General features: G+C 38.9%; 14 protein-coding genes. 9 read left to right on the top strand and 5 right to left on the bottom strand.

The window, feature by feature from the left end; translation table 11 throughout:
• Positions 1-237: 237 nt before the first annotated feature.
• From H0185_RS02315 to H0185_RS02305, 3 genes are all read left to right on the top strand, one after another.
• Positions 238-975, top strand: a complete 738-nt coding sequence (locus H0185_RS02315; RefSeq protein ID WP_221870798.1) for a polysaccharide deacetylase family protein — start codon at positions 238-240, stop codon at positions 973-975.
• A 276-nt stretch (positions 976-1,251) separates the two neighbouring features.
• Entirely contained in the window at positions 1,252-2,217 is a 966-nt protein-coding gene (locus H0185_RS02310; protein WP_221870796.1) for a bile acid:sodium symporter family protein, read from the top strand.
• A gap of 221 nt (positions 2,218-2,438) precedes the next feature.
• On the top strand, positions 2,439-3,539 hold the full coding sequence (locus H0185_RS02305) for a GGDEF domain-containing protein (RefSeq protein ID WP_221870794.1): 1,101 nt from the start codon (positions 2,439-2,441) through the stop codon (positions 3,537-3,539).
• Between the two features lie 49 nt (positions 3,540-3,588).
• Here the strand turns inward: H0185_RS02305 and H0185_RS02300 are convergent, their stop codons facing one another.
• The gene (locus tag H0185_RS02300) at positions 3,589-5,007 is read right to left on the bottom strand and encodes an NAD-dependent succinate-semialdehyde dehydrogenase (protein ID WP_221870792.1); all 1,419 of its coding nucleotides are present in this window, start codon (positions 5,005-5,007) and stop codon (positions 3,589-3,591) included.
• Between the two features lie 51 nt (positions 5,008-5,058).
• Complete coding sequence (locus tag H0185_RS02295; protein ID WP_221870790.1) at positions 5,059-6,210, bottom strand: iron-containing alcohol dehydrogenase; 1,152 nt, start codon at positions 6,208-6,210, stop codon at positions 5,059-5,061.
• A gap of 253 nt (positions 6,211-6,463) precedes the next feature.
• Between H0185_RS02295 and H0185_RS02290 the strand changes: the two genes are divergently transcribed.
• Entirely contained in the window at positions 6,464-7,468 is a 1,005-nt protein-coding gene (locus tag H0185_RS02290) for a VanW family protein (RefSeq protein WP_221870788.1), read from the top strand.
• Positions 7,469-7,530: 62 nt separating this feature from the next.
• On the opposite strand, the gene H0185_RS02285 is transcribed toward H0185_RS02290, so the two are convergent.
• Positions 7,531-7,941, bottom strand: a complete 411-nt coding sequence (locus H0185_RS02285) for a VWA-like domain-containing protein (protein WP_221870786.1) — start codon at positions 7,939-7,941, stop codon at positions 7,531-7,533.
• Positions 7,942-8,052: 111 nt separating this feature from the next.
• Positions 8,053-10,116 carry a metallophosphoesterase family protein gene (locus H0185_RS02280; protein ID WP_221870784.1) on the bottom strand — a complete coding sequence of 688 codons (2,064 nt, stop codon included), beginning with the start codon at positions 10,114-10,116 and terminating at the stop codon, positions 8,053-8,055.
• 411 nt (positions 10,117-10,527) lie between these two features.
• On the opposite strand from H0185_RS02280, the gene H0185_RS02275 reads away from it, so the two are divergent.
• The 5 genes from H0185_RS02275 (at position 10,528) to H0185_RS02255 (ending at position 17,820) form a co-directional block, all read left to right on the top strand.
• On the top strand, positions 10,528-11,922 hold the full coding sequence (locus H0185_RS02275) for a cytochrome ubiquinol oxidase subunit I (protein ID WP_221870782.1): 1,395 nt from the start codon (positions 10,528-10,530) through the stop codon (positions 11,920-11,922).
• Entirely contained in the window at positions 11,922-12,932 is a 1,011-nt protein-coding gene (gene cydB / locus H0185_RS02270) for a cytochrome d ubiquinol oxidase subunit II (protein WP_221870829.1), read from the top strand. The genes H0185_RS02275 and cydB overlap by 1 nt, the downstream gene beginning before the upstream one ends.
• Positions 12,932-14,653, top strand: a complete 1,722-nt coding sequence (cydD, locus tag H0185_RS02265; RefSeq protein WP_221870780.1) for a thiol reductant ABC exporter subunit CydD — start codon at positions 12,932-12,934, stop codon at positions 14,651-14,653. The genes cydB and cydD overlap by 1 nt, the downstream gene beginning before the upstream one ends.
• Positions 14,650-16,386, top strand: coding sequence for a thiol reductant ABC exporter subunit CydC (gene cydC, locus H0185_RS02260; RefSeq protein ID WP_221870778.1), 1,737 nt, complete (start codon positions 14,650-14,652; stop codon positions 16,384-16,386). Before cydD ends, cydC begins: the two co-directional genes overlap by 4 nt.
• Positions 16,387-16,548: 162 nt before the next feature.
• Entirely contained in the window at positions 16,549-17,820 is a 1,272-nt protein-coding gene (locus H0185_RS02255; RefSeq protein ID WP_221870776.1) for an ATP-binding protein, read from the top strand.
• A 34-nt stretch (positions 17,821-17,854) separates the two neighbouring features.
• On the opposite strand, the gene H0185_RS02250 is transcribed toward H0185_RS02255, so the two are convergent.
• Positions 17,855-18,973, bottom strand: a complete 1,119-nt coding sequence (locus H0185_RS02250; RefSeq protein WP_221870774.1) for an NAD(P)/FAD-dependent oxidoreductase — start codon at positions 18,971-18,973, stop codon at positions 17,855-17,857.
• Between the last annotated feature and the right edge of the window lie 130 nt (positions 18,974-19,103).

Raw genomic sequence — 19,103 nt, 5'->3', positions numbered from 1 at the left:
TTCCCCCTGTGAGAGTAGGACGTTGCCAGGCGAAAAAAACAGCTGACATTTTCAGCTGTTTTTTTGTTTACCTTCATATTAAATTATATATACTTTCTATGTTCAGAACTTATTCACAACAACCGTTTTTGTAAAATCACAATCAAGTAACATATATCCTTACAAGTTGTACATTATAAGTCATATAGGAAAAAAGAACAACAATCGCCAATCCAATAAGTAAAGTGAGAGGTAACGATGAAACAGGCTATTCTAATCATTACTTGTATTCTTTTCTTTTTTTCTCCCACTTCAATTTTTGCTCAACAAGAACTACCAATCTTAGTTTATCATTCCATTGCCGAATATACTGGCCAGGGATCAAAAGAATTATTTGTAACTCCAAAAAATTTCGAGGAGCAAATGAACTATCTGCGAAAAAATGGGTTTACACCATTAACGTTTGAGAATTGGGATAAGATTCATCAAGTACCTAAACCGATTTTTATAACATTTGATGATGGCTATAAAAACAATCTTAATGCATTAAGGATCTTTGAAAAAATACAAACGAATAGCTTTAAGCCTGTCGGGACAATTTTTGTCATATCTGATTTCGTTAATCGTCCGAACCGTTTGTCAAACGAGGATATGCGAGCAATGGTAAATTCAGGTTTTTTCTCTATCCAATCTCATACGGCAACACATCCAGATTTAACGCAAATTACTGACTATGTTTACGAACTAAAAAATTCAAAGGAAAAAATTTTTCAAATAACGGGCAAACCTGTTATCGCTCTTTCTTATCCATATGGAAATTTCAATGACAAGGTTGTCAGTGAAACGAAGAAATATTATTCGTTCGGGCTAACGACGACTCCTGCAAAATATATTGAAAAGGGGCAAGAGAAGGAACTATATCTTTTACCAAGACTTTATATCAAGTATTCAACAACTCTTAATGAGTTTGCTAAAATCGTTGAGGAAGGTTCTTAAGTTTTACAATAAAAAAGAGAATGAATTCTAAGTGAAATCATTCTCTTCAACATCTCCTTTAGCGAGGAAAAACATATATCGCTCATCACGAGGGACTGATATTGAACACGAGTAGTTTGGAGATGTGGAAACCTCTCTTTTTATTAAAAAGTTCAAGATGAAATTATTGGGTAAGTCTTTTCACATATTTACATAGCGATGATACGTGAAAATAATGTATATTAATAGAATGGTCTTATTGTTAATCTATTTGTTTTATTAAGGAGTGATAGAATATTGTTGTATAAGTTTAATAAGCGACTAGAAAAGTTAATGCCGCTCATCACTCCTGTTAGTGTTATTATAGGAGTTCTCTTTGCGAACTTTTTTATTAACCTTACCCAATTAATCCCATGGGTTTTTGCTTTTATTACGTTTGCCGGAAGTTTAGGCTCTAGTTTTTCTTCGTTTAAAGAAACGTTAAAGCATCCACTGCCATTATTTATTATACTTATTATCCTCCATATCTTAATGCCTGTTTGGGCATGGAGCGTCGGTCATTTTGCCTTTAACGGGGATGTTGAAACAATTACAGGACTGGTTCTCGGTATGGCGATCCCTACAGGGATATCTAGTATGATTTGGGTGACAATTTACCGTGGCAATATCCCGTTAACTTTATCTATTATTCTACTAGATACTTTCCTCTCTCCGTTTCTCGTTCCATTTACATTGACAATTTTGGTAGGGGGAAGAGTAGATATGGACGTCTACAGTATGATGAGTGGACTATTTTTAATGGTTGTTCTTCCGTCTATTCTCGGGATGTTGGTGAATCAAATGACAGAGGGGAAAGCCAAACAAAAATTAAGCCCTAAGCTAGCACCATTTTCAAAGCTAGGATTAGGGGTTGTTGTTATGATTAATGGGTCAGCGGTTGCTCCTTATTTACGTGAAATTGATAGTAAACTGTTGATGATTACGGTCACCGTCTTTTTTATTGCCTTTACAGGATATTTATTTTCGTTTGGGATTGGTAAGTTGTTTAAGGGCGATCGTGATACCGTTGTAGCTTTAACCTTTACCGGTGGTATGAGAAATATTAGTGCAGGAGCAGTATTGGCGGTTTCGTACTTCCCAGCTGCAGTAGCTGTACCAGTTGTCATTGGGATGTTATTTCAACAAGTTTTAGCATCAATTTATGGATTTTTAGTAGACCGTCATTATAATAGGCAACTACTAGCAGAGACCCATTCGGCGTAATCTATCGAGATAAATAAGCTACACTACTGCTAACAAGCCAGGTCCTTCAGTGGTCTGGCTTATTAAGTTTACGTAGAGTGTAGAGGTGGTATGTTCACAATCCCGACATAATGTAACCAGTAACGGGAATATTTTTTTATTGGAGGATTCCAAAGAAGGTCCTATCCTTATATAATAAATATTTACTTGTATTCTATTTTTCCTTAATAGGTGGATATCATATGTTAAAAGAATTATTTATTCATGTTTGTATTGTCATGACATTTCTATTTTCTGGGGGGATCATTTTTAAAAGATACCCATATATTGATACCATTACTCAAAAGCTGTTATTTGGGTTGTTGAGTGGAGTGCTTGGTTCATTATTGATGTTGTTCAGTATCCAATTAGCACCAGAAGTGATTTTGGATTTTAAATATATGGCAATCCTTATTGCTGCCTTATATGGTGGTGGCATTTCAGCTATGGTATCTGCGATAATTATTTGTTTCAACCGTATCCTGTTTATTGAAGGGACGTTTGAAACCCTAATCATTATCGTAACTACCTATTTGTTAATAGCTATTTTTTCTGCGTTCATATCCAACCTAAAAATCAAGTTAATAAAAAAATGGATCTATATGGTTCTGTTCAGTATTTCTATCCTTACTTTCATGTATCTTCTTCTATTAGGTACTGCTAACCATACAATATCGGTCATGCTAACGTATTTGGGCATTTCAATTTTCTTGGGGATGCTAGTCTTTATTTTTGCGAATTTTATTGACCAAATGAATAAGGCTTACTTGGAGATGACGCACCTATCGAATACGGACTTTCTTACAGGGTTAAACAATGTACGCCAATTTGATTTCTTGTTTAATTCAAAGCTTGAACAAGCTAAAAGAAAAAGTGAGAAGCTAAGTCTCTTAATGATTGATATTGACTACTTTAAAAAGGTAAATGATACCTATGGTCATGCAGCAGGAGATGATATACTAAAACAGTTAGGAGAGTTGTTAATTAAAACAATGCTTCGGCCTATCGATATTGTTTCACGGAATGGTGGGGAAGAGTTTACAGTATTGTTGCCGCGTTGTAATCATATTCTAGCATTGAACATTGCAGAAAAGATACGACTAGCAGTTGAAAAAAACACCTTCACCCTTACAGATGGAACAAAAATCATGGTTACCATTTCGATTGGGGTTGCAACTTACCTAGAAACCGTGGACACTCCTGAACTACTCTTAAAACAAGCAGATGTAGGATTATATGAAGCGAAAAGAACAGGAAGAAATAAGGTTTGTTCCTCTAGTGAAAGAATAAAGAATGCCCCATAAGTCACATAAAAAAAGAGTCAAAGCTTTTCGTTGCTTCGACTCTTTCCTATTATAGGCCAAGTGAAATGTACTTCACCTCTAAAAACTCTTCTATCCCGTGATGCCCACCTTCTCTGCCTAGACCACTTTGCTTAAAGCCTCCAAAGGGACTTTGTGGCACAGAAGGGAGACCATCGTTAAGACCAACGATTCCATATTCTAACGCTTCACTTATCCGGATGCCACGGGTAATATTCTCTGTAAATACATAAGCAGCAAGCCCATAATCTGAATCATTGGCGCGAGAAATGGCTTCTTCTTCTGTTCTAAAAGTTGTTACTGGTGCAACAGGTCCAAATGTTTCTTCCATCATACACATCATATGATCTTCCACATTTGTTAAAATCGTTGGTTCAAAATAAAGATTCTCAATTACTTTACCGCCTATTTGCACCGTTGCTCCTTTTTTAACAGCATCCTCTATTTGTAGCGCAACCTTAGAAATAGCTGCCGTATCAATTAATGGACCAAGGTCAATCCCTTCTTCTAAACCATTCCCAACTTGTAATTGTTGCGTTTGTTCAACCAGTTTTGTTGTAAACGCTTGTTCAATCGATTCGTGGACATAAATACGGTTTGAGCAAACGCATGTTTGACCGGCGTTTCTAAATTTGGAAGCAATGACACCATTTACTGCTTTCTCAAGGTCGGCATCCTCCATCACAATAACAGGTGCATGACCACCGAGTTCGAGAGAGACTTTTTTAACGGTATCTGCAGCGCCTCTCATTAAGAGTTTTCCGACTTCAGTTGACCCTGTAAAAGTCAATTTCCGAACCCGTTTGTCTTCTAACCAGGATTGTCCAATGGCTTGAGCATCACCGGTTACAACATTGATCACTCCGTTAGGGAATCCTGCTTGTTGTGCTAACTCAACTAATTTAAGCGCGGTTAGTGGGGTCTGTTCAGCAGGCTTGACGACCACCGTACATCCAGCAGCTAATGCAGGAGCTATTTTCCTAGTAATCATCGCTGCTGGAAAATTCCATGGGGTGATCGCAGCAACGACTCCAACAGGCTGTTTCTGTACAAACAATCGTTTATTTTTAGCAGATGCCGGAATGGTTTCGCCGTAGATACGCTTGCCTTCCTCGGCATACCAGGCAACAAAGCCATTCGCATAGGCAATTTCACCTAATGCTTCTTTAAAAGGCTTGCCTTGTTCCATGGTCATCGTTCTAGCTAACTCTTCTTTATTCTCTTCAATCAATCGATTCCATTTCCAAATAATTTCTGAGCGTTCATAGGCCGTATAAGCTGACCAAGATTTGAAGGCTTCATAGGCTGCATCAGTTGCTAGCTCTGCCTCAACTGCACCCCCGTTTGGTACAGAGGCAATACATTCTGAAGTTGCCGGGTTGGTTACTTCAAAGGTATCAAGCTCTTTTCCTCTCCACTGACCATTAATGTATAATAAATATTCTTGCAATGATATTCCTCCCTTACGAACTTCTTACTACAGATTTTAACATAGTGTCATCTAATAAGCAGACTGATAGATTTCCTCTATATCATCGGTGGACAAGACTCTAGGGTTATTTTTTAACAGTCTTGTAATTTGGGCGGCATCTTCAGCCATTTCACGGATAGCGTCCTCCGGGATGTTAAAACTTCTTAACCCTTTTGGAATGTTGACGTCTAAGCATAATCTCTTCATCGCCTGAAGGGCTATATTTGCGGCTTCTGTATCGGACTGTCCGTACGTATTTTCCCCCAAAGCTTCGGCTATATCACGGAACCTTTCGGGGCAAGCAATAAGATTCCATTCCATCACATAAGGTAATAATAGGGCATTGCTGACACCGTGCGGAATATGGTACCGACCACCAAGAGGATAGGCTAGTGCATGTACAGCACCAACTCCGGCATTCCCGAATGCCATACCCGCCATTAGACTGGCTGTTGCCATGTTTTCTCTCGCTTCGAGATGATGAGGATTGGCATAGGCTTTTGGCAAATTCTTTGCAATCATTTTCATCGCTCCAAGCGCTAAAGCATCTGTAATCGGGGATGCGTTGATTGAAATATAGGCTTCGATGGCATGAACGAGTGCATCAATCCCACTTGCTGCTGTAACGGATTTTGGCATCGTAAGGGTCATTTCTGGGGACACAATTGCCACGTCTGGTAGTAGATAATCACTGACGATGCCTTTTTTTAATTGCGCTTCTGTATCGGAAAGGATGCTAATATTGGTTACTTCTGACCCTGTACCAGCCGTGGTTGGAATCGCGATGATGGGTGCTCCTTTTTCGGGAACGAGGTTTGTTCCAAACAACTCGTCAATCGCACCGTCAAAAGAAGCATAAGCTGATACTGCTTTAGCAATATCAATCGCACTTCCACCACCTAAGGCAATAAACCCATCGTGTTGACCAGATAAAAACACTTCTTTGCATTCTGATACAAGGGACACTTCAGGCTCAGGTTTTACTCCGGTATAAAGACCATAGTGATGATCCTTCAGAAGCTTGGTTACTTTTTCTACAACACCAATTTTTAATAAGATTTCATCCGTCACAATCAAGGGGTTGTTCATTCCTAATCGTATTGTTTCTTCTAGTAGTTTCTCTGTAGCACCTTTCCCTGTGAGTAGTTTGTTGGCACTTTTAAAGGTTGACACATGATTCAATTCTAATCGCTCCTTTCGTAAAACATCCTTTGGTTAGTTCCTGATTGTCTTTGTACCCATTCTACAATATCTATTCATAATAAGAGCGAAAATTGCAATAATTTTGTAAAAAAATTGCAAAAAAATGGTTTCTAGGCAGGAATACTTAGATGGTATGCGAAATAAAATAAGTGAATGTAAATAAATTCCTTAGGGCATACCGGTTAATCCTAAGGACGTATTCACTATATATAAATCCGGGATGGGGGTAAAAATGGGGAAATATTCATGGGGAATTTCAGCTTTATTGATTTGTAGTTTAGTAGGTTTAACAGGCTGTGCGACAGAAACGGTGAAAGAAGAAGAGCAGCAACCGGAAGAGACAGAACAGCTGGAAGAAAAAGAAGAAAATCCCATCGAGATTGTCCAAATCGACGAACCAGCAGCAGTACCGGTCCATGTGAATGTGATAGAGCCTAACACAAACAAAGTCTTAAGAACGATAGTGCCCGAAGTACTAGGATTTGGGACGGATGATGAAAAATATAAGAAAGAAGTTGCAGAGTGGGCGAAAGAGTTAGCAAGGGGAACAGACTCGGAACCAGGTTATGACCAAAGAAATATTCCTGATCGAATTGATGAGAATGGCAATATTATTAAAGGTAAACCAACCGTTGTCCTTGAAGAAGCAGAGTTAGTGGAGAGCATTTTAAATGCTTCTGAAGAAGGTGGGGATATTGAACTACCAGTTTATGTAACTGAAAGTGGCTACAAGGAAGAGGATGTTGCTACATTAGATGAAGTGGTCGTCGCCTCCTATACAACGTATTTTAATAGAGGGGTAGTGGGAAGAAATAAAAACATTGAGCTTTCCGCAAAGGCCATTGATAATGTAATTCTTGGGGTTGGTGACCATTTCTCCTTTAACGATACCGTTGGTCCTAGTGACGCTGAACATGGGTATCAGCCCGCACAAGAAATTGTAAATAAGAAATTGGTCATGGGGATTGGCGGGGGAATTTGTCAAACGTCTTCAACCCTATTTAATGCCGTAGATAAAATAGGGGTTGATTATGTAGAATGGCATCATCACTCCCTTTCAGTTGGCTATGTTCCAGAAGGAAGAGATGCAACCGTTTCTTACGGTGGCAAGGATTTCCGCTTTCTAAATACAACTGGAGTTCCAATTTTATTAAACGCGGTATACGGAGATGGCACCTTAACAGTAGAGGTAAGAACTTCAAAAGAATACGCAGAAGTCATGAAACAAAGCGTGTAAAATAATGAAAGTGCCTGACCTATTAAAAGTTAGGCACTTTTTTATGTTCATAAATCCCGTGCTTACACGACGTTCAGTAGCTTTCCAAATGGCACTTTTGGTTTATACTGATCTGGTATCAACCAATAAACATAAGGCTTAACCTCTAGCTCTTCATATAAAAATCCAGTTACATCTGTAACGTATAAAACCGTTTCAATTTCTTGTTCATTTGCCCACTCGAAAACCTCGGTATAGGAAGATTTACCATGGGAAAAGTACTTGATTCCCTTGGCCTCTTTAATCTTATCGATGCTCCGTATTTTAAAATCCGCTTGAACCAATGTCGCTTCAGGATTCATTTCCCCTACAAACTTAATGACATTTTCAACAACCTCATGATCAGTTTGCTTGCTTGAAGTATCAATCACCAATGCAAGCTTTTTGTCTTTATTATTTTGCATAATTTTCAATAGTTCCCTCTGCCATCTCATAAAAAAAAGAGCCCCCTTTCGCTTCAACGACATTATTATCTCTTGAGCGAAGGGAAGCTATTACTACTTTTTTACTCGATAAAAAACATAAAATGAGCGGATGTGGGGAGTCTAGTTTGCGTCAGTGTTTTCAATAAAAGTATTCGTTAATTTATTTTTATCATGGAAACTCAAATAACCTAGATTGTTTTTCGTTTTAATTAAAGCCCCGTCCTCCATAGGGAGATAGCGAATCTCTTCGGACCATAAGGATGTGGTTTTCGAAGCTGGGGAACTGGATAATGTTTGAAAAAGCGAATAACTCGCATCGCAGCTTCGGTAGATGGACGATGAATGAGTATTTTTCTTGAATAACCATACCGCACTCTTTAGCACGACTCCTATCAATCCTGAAAAGGTTGGATTGTTTAGTGGACTGCTGGTGAATTGAATAAGTGTCATTTCTTTGCCATTATCCTGTTTAATATGGGAGAGGGCAGAAGAGGCGGTGTGAGCATCTCCTGATAAAATAATACATGTGCTTGGATCCCAGTGAGCAATGGTTCGTAGAAACTGGGTGAAACCGCGCCCGTTATATTTCCAAGCTTCCATATCAAAAATCGTTTTGACAGGGATTCCGATTAGTTTCAAAGGTGCAATAAACCGGAGCAGAAACGTCTCAATAAGATCGATTCCATAAAAAGGTACCGGTGAGACAACGACTAGTGGACTTCCTGGTTTCCATCCACTTTTCCTCAATTGATTTGTTACATGCACCCATGCTTCCTTACTTACAAGCTCTGGTCCTTCAATAGTCTTTTTTATCTTTGCCCTAATTGAATGTTGATTGGATGGATTAGGGAAGGTTCTTTGTGTTCTCGTATCGAGAAATACTGTTGTAGGAGTCGTGGGAGCGGTAAAGGACCAAGAGTTAAACTCCCATAAAAGATTTATCCATTTATGATACGTTTTTCGATTGAATTTCCTGGAGGATAATTGCTTTTTCATTGTTGAAAGAAATTGATGATTGTATTGATCGGGAAAATTTCCCCAACCTTGAAATGCCCAGTAAGCGGCCAATCCGTTGGCAATAACATGCCTTCCAAGAGGGGACCCTTTAACCGCTTCTTTCCAGTCATGTGAGATATTCCAATCATCCGTCAGGTCATGGTCATCGAAGATCATATAGGTAGGAATATTAGCTAACAATCTTCTGACTTTTGGAAGATTCTTTCTGAATTTATGGATTTGCTTTTCTTGTTCATTAAATTTTAATTCTTGTCGAGCTTTCGTATAGGTCTCGATACTGTCAATTTCGTCTGTTACGGTAGACTGAATATAATAATCATCATCTTGCATGAGTTTGTTAAATGAAGATTGTTCAAACAGTTCCCAGATTTGTGGATTCCAAGATAATAAATACATGGCAGCATATTCACCGAAAGTAATAAGGTGATTATCACTTTTCCTGGATGTGAATTGGCATAACTCATCCATTATAGGTTTCCTACCATGAACTTTATATAAATTCGACTTATAAGGCTCCTTTTCTAAGCGTTTATCAAGAGTAGGTAAATAGGGTTCGTTATTCCCGACTAACCTTTCTCCAAGCTCAAATAGATATGGGGCAATAGGGTCAGGCACATCATCGGCATAAATTTGATCTCCCACTAAAAATAATGAGCCAGGTCTTTTATCAAGATTAAGATAGGTCTCCCAAATGGCTTCATCTCCGGCTGCTAAAGCATCTTCGCCATCTCCATGTGGTTTTCGACAGGATCCATAAAGAATCGAGCTTTCCTTTCCAGTGATGAAAAAACTCGGGTATTCTAATCCCCCATATACGAGTGATTCTGGATTTTCAGGAGTTAATAAACCGAGACTCCCTAAATCTATAACCTTTTCTTTTTCTAAAAAGAAAAGGTTATAGCCTAATAGAGTGTCAGTTGGAAATAAACCTTCAAATGGTTCAACTTTTATTAAATTGATGTGAAGTCTTTTTCCAAGTCTTATGGAAGTTGTGGTTGTTTGGGTATTTATGAGGTTGTACTGAAAGGTTTCGTTCCCTGAACCTCCGTTGATTTTATAAAGGTGAGCTTCTATTGAAAAAGGACGGCTTGTAGCAATCCAAATAAACACTTGTTGTTTTTCAACACGTCTTAAGATCGGACCAGATAAAATTGCGGGTAATTTCATCGTATATCACAGCTCCAATATACTTGGTTAACGTCCAGTAATAGGGAGAATCATAACCCCATTAGGGTATTTGCATTATTTATCATATTCAATCTTAAGTGCGCTTGTGTTGAAATTTATCTAATTTACATTGGTGGATTTTGGGGAGTGACTGAACCCTTTCGATATCATACCACTCCGTATTTTTGTTGTTAATTTTTACGTTTTTATGACGTAACCCTGGCCAATAGGTGTTTGCAAGGACCAATGTCACACCCTATCAATTCTTAATTGAAAATTCGTAAAGTCTTCAAAATTTTATAAGAGAACTTCACAGATTCCTCTTAAATAGTTGCTAAACTGAAAGGGAATTAAGCTTAGAAGTTTTATAAATGATAGAAAGAAAAAATTTAAGCAAAGGAGAGTAGGGGGATGAGCGAATTAATATTAGCGAGGCTCCAATTTGGGACAACGACGATTTTTCACTTTTTATTTGTCCCCATGTCAATTGGTCTTGTTTTTCTTGTTGCCTTGATGGAGACCCTCTATGTAGTGAAAAAACAGGAAGTCTATTTAAAAATGGCGAAATTTTGGGGGCATTTATTTTTAATTAATTTTGCAGTAGGGGTTGTTACAGGTATTATTCAAGAATTCCAGTTTGGTATGAACTGGTCGGAGTACAGTCGTTTTGTTGGAGACGTATTTGGAGCACCGCTAGCGATTGAAGCACTATTAGCGTTTTTTATGGAATCAACTTTTATTGGTCTCTGGATTTTTGGCTGGAAAAAACTTTCACCGAAGGTTCACTTAGCATGTATTTGGTTGGTTGCGATTGGAACCATGCTATCCGCGTTGTGGATTTTAGCCGCGAATTCTTTTATGCAAGAACCAGTGGGCTTTGTTATTCAAAACGGGCGTGCGGAAATGAACGATTTCTTTGCGTTGTTAACGAACCCGCAATTGTTAGTTGAATACCCACACGTTATTTTTGGAGCTCTAGCAACTGGTGCATTTTTTATCGCAGGTGTCAGTGCATTTAAAATTAGGAAGAATCTCCAAGTAGATATTTTCAAAAAGTCTTTCAATATTGCACTGATTATCGGTCTTATTTCAGGCTTAGGTATTTCAATATCTGGCCACACACAAGCACAGCATCTAATGGAATCTCAACCAATGAAAATGGCTGCTAGCGAGGGACTTTGGGAAGATAGTGAAGATCCGGCAGCTTGGTCTGCATTTGCGATTATTGATGAGGAGACGCAAAGGAATACTTTTGAATTAAATTTTCCTTATGCCCTAAGTTTCTTAGCATATAGCAAATTTGGAGGAAATGTACGCGGCATGAATACCCTTCAAGCAGAATATGAAGCTACTTATGGGGAAGGAAACTATATTCCGCCGGTAAACGCGACTTTTTGGAGTTTCCGAATCATGGTGGGAGCAGGGGGGGTAATGATCCTACTGTCTGCGGTTGGCTTATTCTTAACCTATCGGAAAAAACTAGAAACTAGTAAGTTTTATTTGCATACGATGGTTTGGCTCATTGCGTTTCCTTTTGTAGCAAATACTGCCGGTTGGGTAATGACTGAGATTGGCCGACAACCATGGACCGTATTCGGATTGATGACGACTTCTGCGGCAGTATCACCGAATGTATCTACCCAAGCTTTGCTGTTTTCCTTAATTGCTTTCACTTTGGTTTATGCAATACTTGCGATTGTTCTCGTTTTTCTGTTCCTAAGGGAAATCCGTAAAGGAGTAGTCTATAGCACAGCAGAGGATCCTCAGGTATCCATTGATCCATTTAATAAGGGGGCTTACCGGTGATGGAATTAAGTGAGCTTTGGTTTATTTTAGTGGCCGTATTATTCATTGGATTTTTCTTTTTAGAAGGATTTGATTTCGGGGTAGGCATGGCAACACGGACCCTGGCTAGGAATGATATAGAAAGAAGAATGCTGGTAAATACAATTGGCCCTTTCTGGGACGCAAATGAAGTGTGGCTGTTAACAGCAGGTGGTGCCATTTTCGCCGCATTCCCACACTGGTATGCAACGATGTTCAGTGGGTACTATATTCCCCTTGTCTTTGTTTTACTTGCTCTGATTGGGAGAGGGGTAGCTTTTGAATTCAGAGGGAAAGAGAAAGCTCAACAATGGAAGAATTCGTGGGACTGGGTCATTTTCATTGGCAGTGTTCTACCACCATTCTTATTTGGGGTTTTATTTACAAGTATCTTGAGAGGGATGCCAATTGACGCGAACATGAATATCTATGCAGGATTCACAGATTATGTGAATGTATACTCTGTTATTGGAGGTATTACGGTTACGCTCTTGTGCTACCTGCATGGGCTAATGTTTGTCACCCTTAAAACAGTTGGGGAACTTCGAGAGCGAGCAAGTAAGCAAGGACAAAAGCTTATCTATGCTGTGTTGGCTTCACTTGTGTTATTCGTAGGACTTTCCTATTTTGAAACAAATCTATTTACGGTAAGAGCAGGGGTTACCATTCCACTTATCGGCCTTATTGTCTTAGCTTATAGCTCTGTGATTATCCTACTAGCGAAAAAGAGAGATGCCCTGTCTTTCACGATGTCTGGTTTAGGAATTATGATGACAGTTGGGTTGCTTTTTGTTGCTCTATTCCCACGGGTAATGATTAGTTCCATTACGAGCGCCAATGATTTAACCGTTTATTCGGCTGCTTCAGGTGATTACTCGTTAAAGGTAATGACCATTGTTGCGGTAACCTTATTGCCATTTGTCATCGGCTACCAGATTTGGAGTTATTATGTGTTCAGAAAACGCGTAAATGGTAAGGATATGATTTATTAATGAATAAGGAACTATTACACTATAACGGCATTAAGCCATTAATTGTGGTTTTACTCTTTATCACAGCCCTTCAAGGGGTGGCCATCCTTCTCCAAGCAAAATATCTTGCAGAAGGGGTCACTTCCCTTTTTTATTTAGGAATAGAGTCTACTTTTGTTGAGTCACTTGGGTTCTTTACCGTTGCTTTTGTATCCCGATACCTACTAGTTTGGCTCAAGGATAAACTCGTTTATCAATACGCAGAAAAAACTACATCCATTATGCGAAAAGAAATGTTAACAAAGCTGTTTACCCTCGGACCACGCTTTGCTAAGAAACAGGGAACAGGGGAACTTGTGACCTTGGTGATGGAAGGAGTCTCACAGGTAAGAGATTACTTAGAGTTGTTTCTACCCAAAGTAGTGGCAGTATTGGTTTTGCCTATCATCATCTGGATTTATGTATGGAGTCTAGATGTGAAATCATCCGTTGTTTTGGCTGCCTCATTGCCGATTCTAATTATGTTTATGATTTTACTAGGGCTAGTTGCCAAGGCAAAAGCAGATCGACAATGGAAGTCTTATCGTGTTTTATCTAACCATTATGTTGATTCCTTAAGAGGACTCGAAACACTGAAATTTTTAGGTCTTAGTAAAAGCCATGAACAAAGCATTGCGGGTGTTAGCAAACAATACAAGAAAGAAACGATGAGCACTCTTCGTGTTGCATTCCTTTCTTCATTTGCCCTTGATTTTTTCACGATGCTTTCGGTAGCGATTGTCGCCGTTTTTTTAGGATTGGCACTAATTGAGGGGGAAATGCTACTCGGTCCAGCACTAACTATTTTAATTCTCGCCCCCGAGTATTTTCTTTCAGTACGTGAACTTGGAAGTGATTTTCATGCAACGTTGAATGGTCAAGAAGCAGCTAAAAGCATGAAGCGTATCTTAGAAGAGCCATTATTAATAGAGGAAAAAGAATGGGAGCTATCTAATTGGTCCAACGAGGATGAGCTTCAATTCAATCATTTGAATGTCTCTCATCATAAAAATGAAGGACGAATTCTAAAGGATATCAGCTTACGGATAAAAGGGAAAAAGAAAATCGGAATTGTGGGCGAAAGTGGCGCAGGAAAATCCACGCTCATTGACGTAATTGGAGGTTTTCTACAATCAGACTGTCCAGCAATTGCAATCAATGGACGAGAGGTACATCACTTGAAAAATAGGGCATGGCAGCGACAAATTCTTTATCTGCCACAACATCCTTATATCTTCTTCGATTCATTGGCAAATAATATTCGCTTCTATCAACCGAATGCTTCGATGGTTGAAGTAAAAAGGGCAGCCGATCAGGCTGGTTTAACGGAATTAATATGGGATTTAAATGATGGTTTGGAAGAGAACATTGGTGAATCTGGTAGAGAACTTAGTGGGGGACAAGCGCAAAGAGTGGCACTTGCTCGAGCCTTTCTAGAAGATCGTCCGGTTCTATTGCTAGATGAGCCAACCGCACACTTAGATATTGAAACAGAGATGGATATAAAAGAAAGAATGCTATCATTGTTTAACAACAAACTAGTGGTATTAGCGACCCATCGACTACACTGGATGAAAGAAATGGATGAGATAATCGTTCTCCATGATGGGAGAGTGGTTGAACAAGGAAATCATCAAGAGTTGATGAAGAAAAGAGGGAAGTATTATGAATTGCAACAAATACAAGGTGGGCGGACGTTATGAAAAATGGGAAGGGATGGATCTATCCGTATATTCAAGAAAATAAAAAACTAATTATGATTACTGTTTTTCTGGGGTTACTAACGGTACTGTCTGCAACCTTATTAATGTTTACTTCAGGATATTTGATTTCTAAATCGGCTACAAAGCCAGAAACGATTTTGATGGTCTATGTTCCAATAGTCGCTGTCCGAGCTCTTAGTATTTTTAGAGCGGTTAGTAGGTATATTGAAAGATTAATGGGACATAACGTAATTCTAAACATCTTGTCTAAGATGCGGCTACGATTGTATAAGATGATTGAACCAGAAGTATTAGTGATGGAGTCAAAGTTTCGAACTGGAGATGTGCTTGGTGTTCTAGCAGATGATATTGAACATCTTCAGGATATTTACTTAAAAACAATTTTTCCTTATATAGTTGGCTTTTGCTTATATTTGCTAAGTATTCTTGCTTTAGGTTTCTTTTCATTTGAAATGGCGGGATGGGTGGCTCTCCATTTGTTTGTGATTGTAGTTTTAATTCCGCTGCTATCGTTTGTAGCAACGAAAAGGAAAATTATCTTATACAAACAAGGAAAAAAAGCGCTATATCAAGTACTAACGGATGCCGTTTTGGGAATAAGTGATTGGGTGTTCAGTGGTCGGCAGCTCCAGTTTATTGAGGCCTATGAACATAAAGAAAGAGAATTAATTTTAACAGATAGAAAGCGAAGAAGTTTTAACCGAATTCGAAATGTCCTTTCTCAGCTAGTAGTTGCGGGGCTCGTACTAATCATTATCATATGGGCTGCCGAGCAGCATGAACTTGGATTATTACCGGTTACTTTCATTGCGGCCTTTGTGCTGATCATTTTTCCAATAACAGAAGTCTTTCTACCACTAAGTGACGCTGTTAGTCAGCTGCCGAGGTATCAAAATTCATTAGAGCGACTTGAAAGTTTTGGCAACAATCGTCCATCTGAAATACAAGCTCTTAAAGAGTTCACTTCCACAAAAGAGATAGAAAGGATTGCTGCTGAAAAGAATGTTAAGCTAGACTTTAAACAAGTTACTTTTACCTATCAATCTGGAAAAATGGCATTAAAGGATCTTTCTTTTACCCTCAATCAGGGAGAGAAATTGGTTCTTCTCGGTCCAAGTGGATCAGGAAAATCGACTATTCTCAAGTTACTACTGGGAATCTTTATTCCAAATCGTGGAAGTGTGAGCTTAAATGGCATCCCAGCAAGCCATTTTGCGAAAGATAGTTCAAAGGTTATCTCTGTACTAAATCAAAACCCACATTTATTTGACACAACCATTTTGAATAATATTCGGTTAGGAAATCTGAATGCTACCGATGAGGAAGTCTATTGGGCAGCGAAGCAAGTGAAACTCTATGATTATATCCAATCTTTGCCGCAAGGCTTTAGTACACAATTACACGAATCAGGAATGAGATTCTCAGGCGGTGAACGTCAACGAATTGCTCTAGCGAGAATCTTATTACAAAACAATCCAATTGTTATATTGGATGAACCGACCATTGGTCTAGACCCACGCACAGAACGAGACTTACTAGAAAACATGTTCCACGTTCTTAGAGGAAAAAGTATCCTGTTTATTACCCATCACTTAGCTGGGATTAGTCCAGATGATCGGATTCTTTTCCTGGATAATGGAAAGCTTATTATGAATGGGACCCATCGACAACTTCTTTTAGAGAATGAGCGGTACGCAAAACTAAATGCGTAAAGAATCAGGAATTATCATTTGATGGTTCCTGTCTTTTTTGTCCTTTAAATTGTAATAAAAATGTATTGATGTTTGCCTTTTTGCCCGTTAAAATTATTGAGGTAATTTGGAATCTAGTTTTTTAATCAGGCTGTTTAGTATCGGCACTTGGAGAGTGGGACTTTGGAATTTACAAAAAACTTGCTACTAAATTTTTCAATCTTGATGGTTTTGCTCTTTTTCTTGCAAATGATGATAGAAAGACAAGTTCAATCAGAATCCATCCGCTGGATTAATTTATTATTTTATAGCTTGAGTTTTATTGCTTGTATCGTCTTTTCTACAACAATCGCTAATGGGGTTTATTTTGATCTCCGGCAAGTTCCTTTTATTATCGGGAGTTTATATGCAGGTCTTTCTATTCCATTATTCATCATTTTGGTTATCATAAGAGGCATAGTCGGGATTAATTATGGGTTTTGGGTATCTACCTTCGTATTTTTGTTTATGGTTATTCTCTTTTGCTGGGTTCGTAAGTGGTTTATGAATCTAGCTGCTAATCAGCGGGTAGGGGTGTCAGTCCTCTTTTCTTTCATGTGTTCTCTTATCCTTATGATGATTGTGCTGTTGAAACAAGTACCGATTCAGTTAACAGAGACTTGGGTCAGCTTTTTAGTTGTGCCAGCAATTGCTACGGGATTCATATCTTCTACGATGGAGTTGATTCGCCAAAATTCACTTATGCGGAAACAACTAGTCAAAGCAGAAAAAATCGAAGCGGTTAGTAACATAAGTGCTTCAATTTCACATGAAATTCGAAACCCACTTACTAGTGTCAAGGGATTCCTACAATTGCTTGGAGAAGAAGATTACCCAGTTGAGAAAAGGAACGAGTTTCTTAAAATTGCGACGGAAGAAGTAAATCGTGCGGAACAGGTCATAGATGATTATCTTACATTCGCTCGACCGGCACTTGAACAGGTAGAGGAAATCAACGTTCAAGACGAACTAAGTCATGTTTTTAGCGTGCTTATGCCACTTGCGAACATGCATGCCGTTGAAATTAACCAAGTTTATAGTGGGAATATTAAAATCACTGGTGACCGCCTAAAGTTTCAACAGGCATTTATCAATATTGTGAAAAATGGACTTGAGGCAATGCCTAGCGGTGGGTTTATGACAGTAGAAACTGTAAAATCAACAAGAGAGGTTCATATTATTATCAAAGATACGGGCTATGGAATGAACGAGGAACAGTTGAATCGCTTGGGTGAGCCGTATTATTCCACGAAAGGTAAGAAAGGAACGGGCCTTGGAATGATGGTTACTTATAGTATTATTCGAGCAATGAAAGGAAGAATTAAAGTGAGTAGCATCGTAGGAAAAGGCTCGGTTTTTCATGTCATTTTCCCGAATCCTCATTCTTCAGAAAAACTTCGCAGCCAAAATTCATGATAGGATTGAATTTTGGCTGCTTTTTTGTTTCTTTTTATTCCGACAATGCCCCTTCGACAGAGTAAAGGTTGATATCCATTTCCATCTCCTCATCGACTGCTAGCTTTGCAAGTTCTGAACCAATATAGGGTCCCATTGTTAACCCAGAGGCTCCTAGTCCATTTGCGATGACAATTCCATCCCATTCAGGTAGTGGACCAATGACGGGGAGAAATCCTGGAGTAAATGGCCGAAACCCTGTCCTTGCTTCCAAGAACGTGGTTTCGTTTAAGCCTGGAGCAATATCAATCGCCGTGTTAATGACTTCCTGCAAGCCACCAGCTGTAATTCTTGTATCAAACTCCTCGATATCTTCATGAGTTGCCCCAGCAACGATACGCCCGTTTTCAAATGCTAGTAAATATTGCTTACCTGGAGGAATGAGGACTGGCCAATCATTTGTATTCGTATCTGGTAGTTCTAGGTGGACAATTTGTGCCTTTTGGAATCGAACTTGAAAGTGGATACCTAAAGGCTTTAGCAATTGATTCGCCCAGGCCCCAGCACAGATGACCACGTTATCAGCTAGCAAGGTTTTATTCCCAACTATAACTCCAATTACCTTGTTTTCGTTCGATAAAAGGGTAGCATCCCCGTACACAAGTTTAGCCCCATTTTGCTGAGCACTACGCAACAATGCATCCCTAAGGGCACGTCCATCCACACGTGCAGCTCCACTTACTTGAACTGATTCAAACTCCTCATCAAGGGGAGGGAAGTTAGCTTGTGTTTCTTCTTTATTTAACTCGAGGATATCTCCTATTTCTGGAGCATCAGGCTTTCTTTTTATGGCACGTTCTTTTAATTTGATTAATTTTTCCTTGTCTTTATGTAAACTTAATGCGCCTACTTTGGCGTAACCTGTTTCTGTTTCTCCATGTTTTTTTAAGTCTTCAATTAATTCTGGGTAAAAACGGGCACCTGCCTTGGCGAGTTGATACCAGGCTTGATTTCGGCGCTGTGACAACCATGGACAGACAATCCCGGCCGCCGCGTCTGTTGCTTGACCCTTATCCTTTCGATCAACAATAATTACCTCAACGTTCTTTTTAGAGAGATGATAGGCAGTAGAAGCTCCTAATATGCCAGCACCTACAACAATGATTTTTTTCATGTAGAACACCCTTTATCTTAAAATCATTCTCTATTGTACCATTTTTCAACAAGGTACAATTTTCTTCACAATCAAAACAAGGAATTTCATTATTTTATTGGAATAAAAGTCTATTAATAGGTACATCTAT

Origin of the sequence: Mesobacillus maritimus (assembly GCF_019749255.1) — a bacterium.
Classification (GTDB): domain Bacteria; phylum Bacillota; class Bacilli; order Bacillales; family Cytobacillaceae; genus Mesobacillus_B; species Mesobacillus_B maritimus_A.
This window is presented reverse-complemented; position numbering and strand designations above follow the sequence as displayed.

What these genes read in the sequence shown, in the direction of transcription:
- H0185_RS02315 (WP_221870798.1), top strand. Translation starts at nt 238, where the DNA reads ATGAAACAGGCTATTCTAATCATTACTTGTATTCTTTTCTTTTTTTCT.
- cydD (WP_221870780.1), top strand. Translation starts at nt 12,932, where the DNA reads ATGAATAAGGAACTATTACACTATAACGGCATTAAGCCATTAATTGTG.
- H0185_RS02275 (WP_221870782.1), top strand. Translation starts at nt 10,528, where the DNA reads ATGAGCGAATTAATATTAGCGAGGCTCCAATTTGGGACAACGACGATT.
- H0185_RS02250 (WP_221870774.1), bottom strand. Translation starts at nt 18,973, where the DNA reads ATGAAAAAAATCATTGTTGTAGGTGCTGGCATATTAGGAGCTTCTACT.
- H0185_RS02305 (WP_221870794.1), top strand. Translation starts at nt 2,439, where the DNA reads ATGTTAAAAGAATTATTTATTCATGTTTGTATTGTCATGACATTTCTA.
- H0185_RS02290 (WP_221870788.1), top strand. Translation starts at nt 6,464, where the DNA reads ATGGGGAAATATTCATGGGGAATTTCAGCTTTATTGATTTGTAGTTTA.
- H0185_RS02280 (WP_221870784.1), bottom strand. Translation starts at nt 10,116, where the DNA reads ATGAAATTACCCGCAATTTTATCTGGTCCGATCTTAAGACGTGTTGAA.
- H0185_RS02285 (WP_221870786.1), bottom strand. Translation starts at nt 7,941, where the DNA reads ATGAGATGGCAGAGGGAACTATTGAAAATTATGCAAAATAATAAAGAC.
- cydC (WP_221870778.1), top strand. Translation starts at nt 14,650, where the DNA reads ATGAAAAATGGGAAGGGATGGATCTATCCGTATATTCAAGAAAATAAA.
- cydB (WP_221870829.1), top strand. Translation starts at nt 11,922, where the DNA reads ATGGAATTAAGTGAGCTTTGGTTTATTTTAGTGGCCGTATTATTCATT.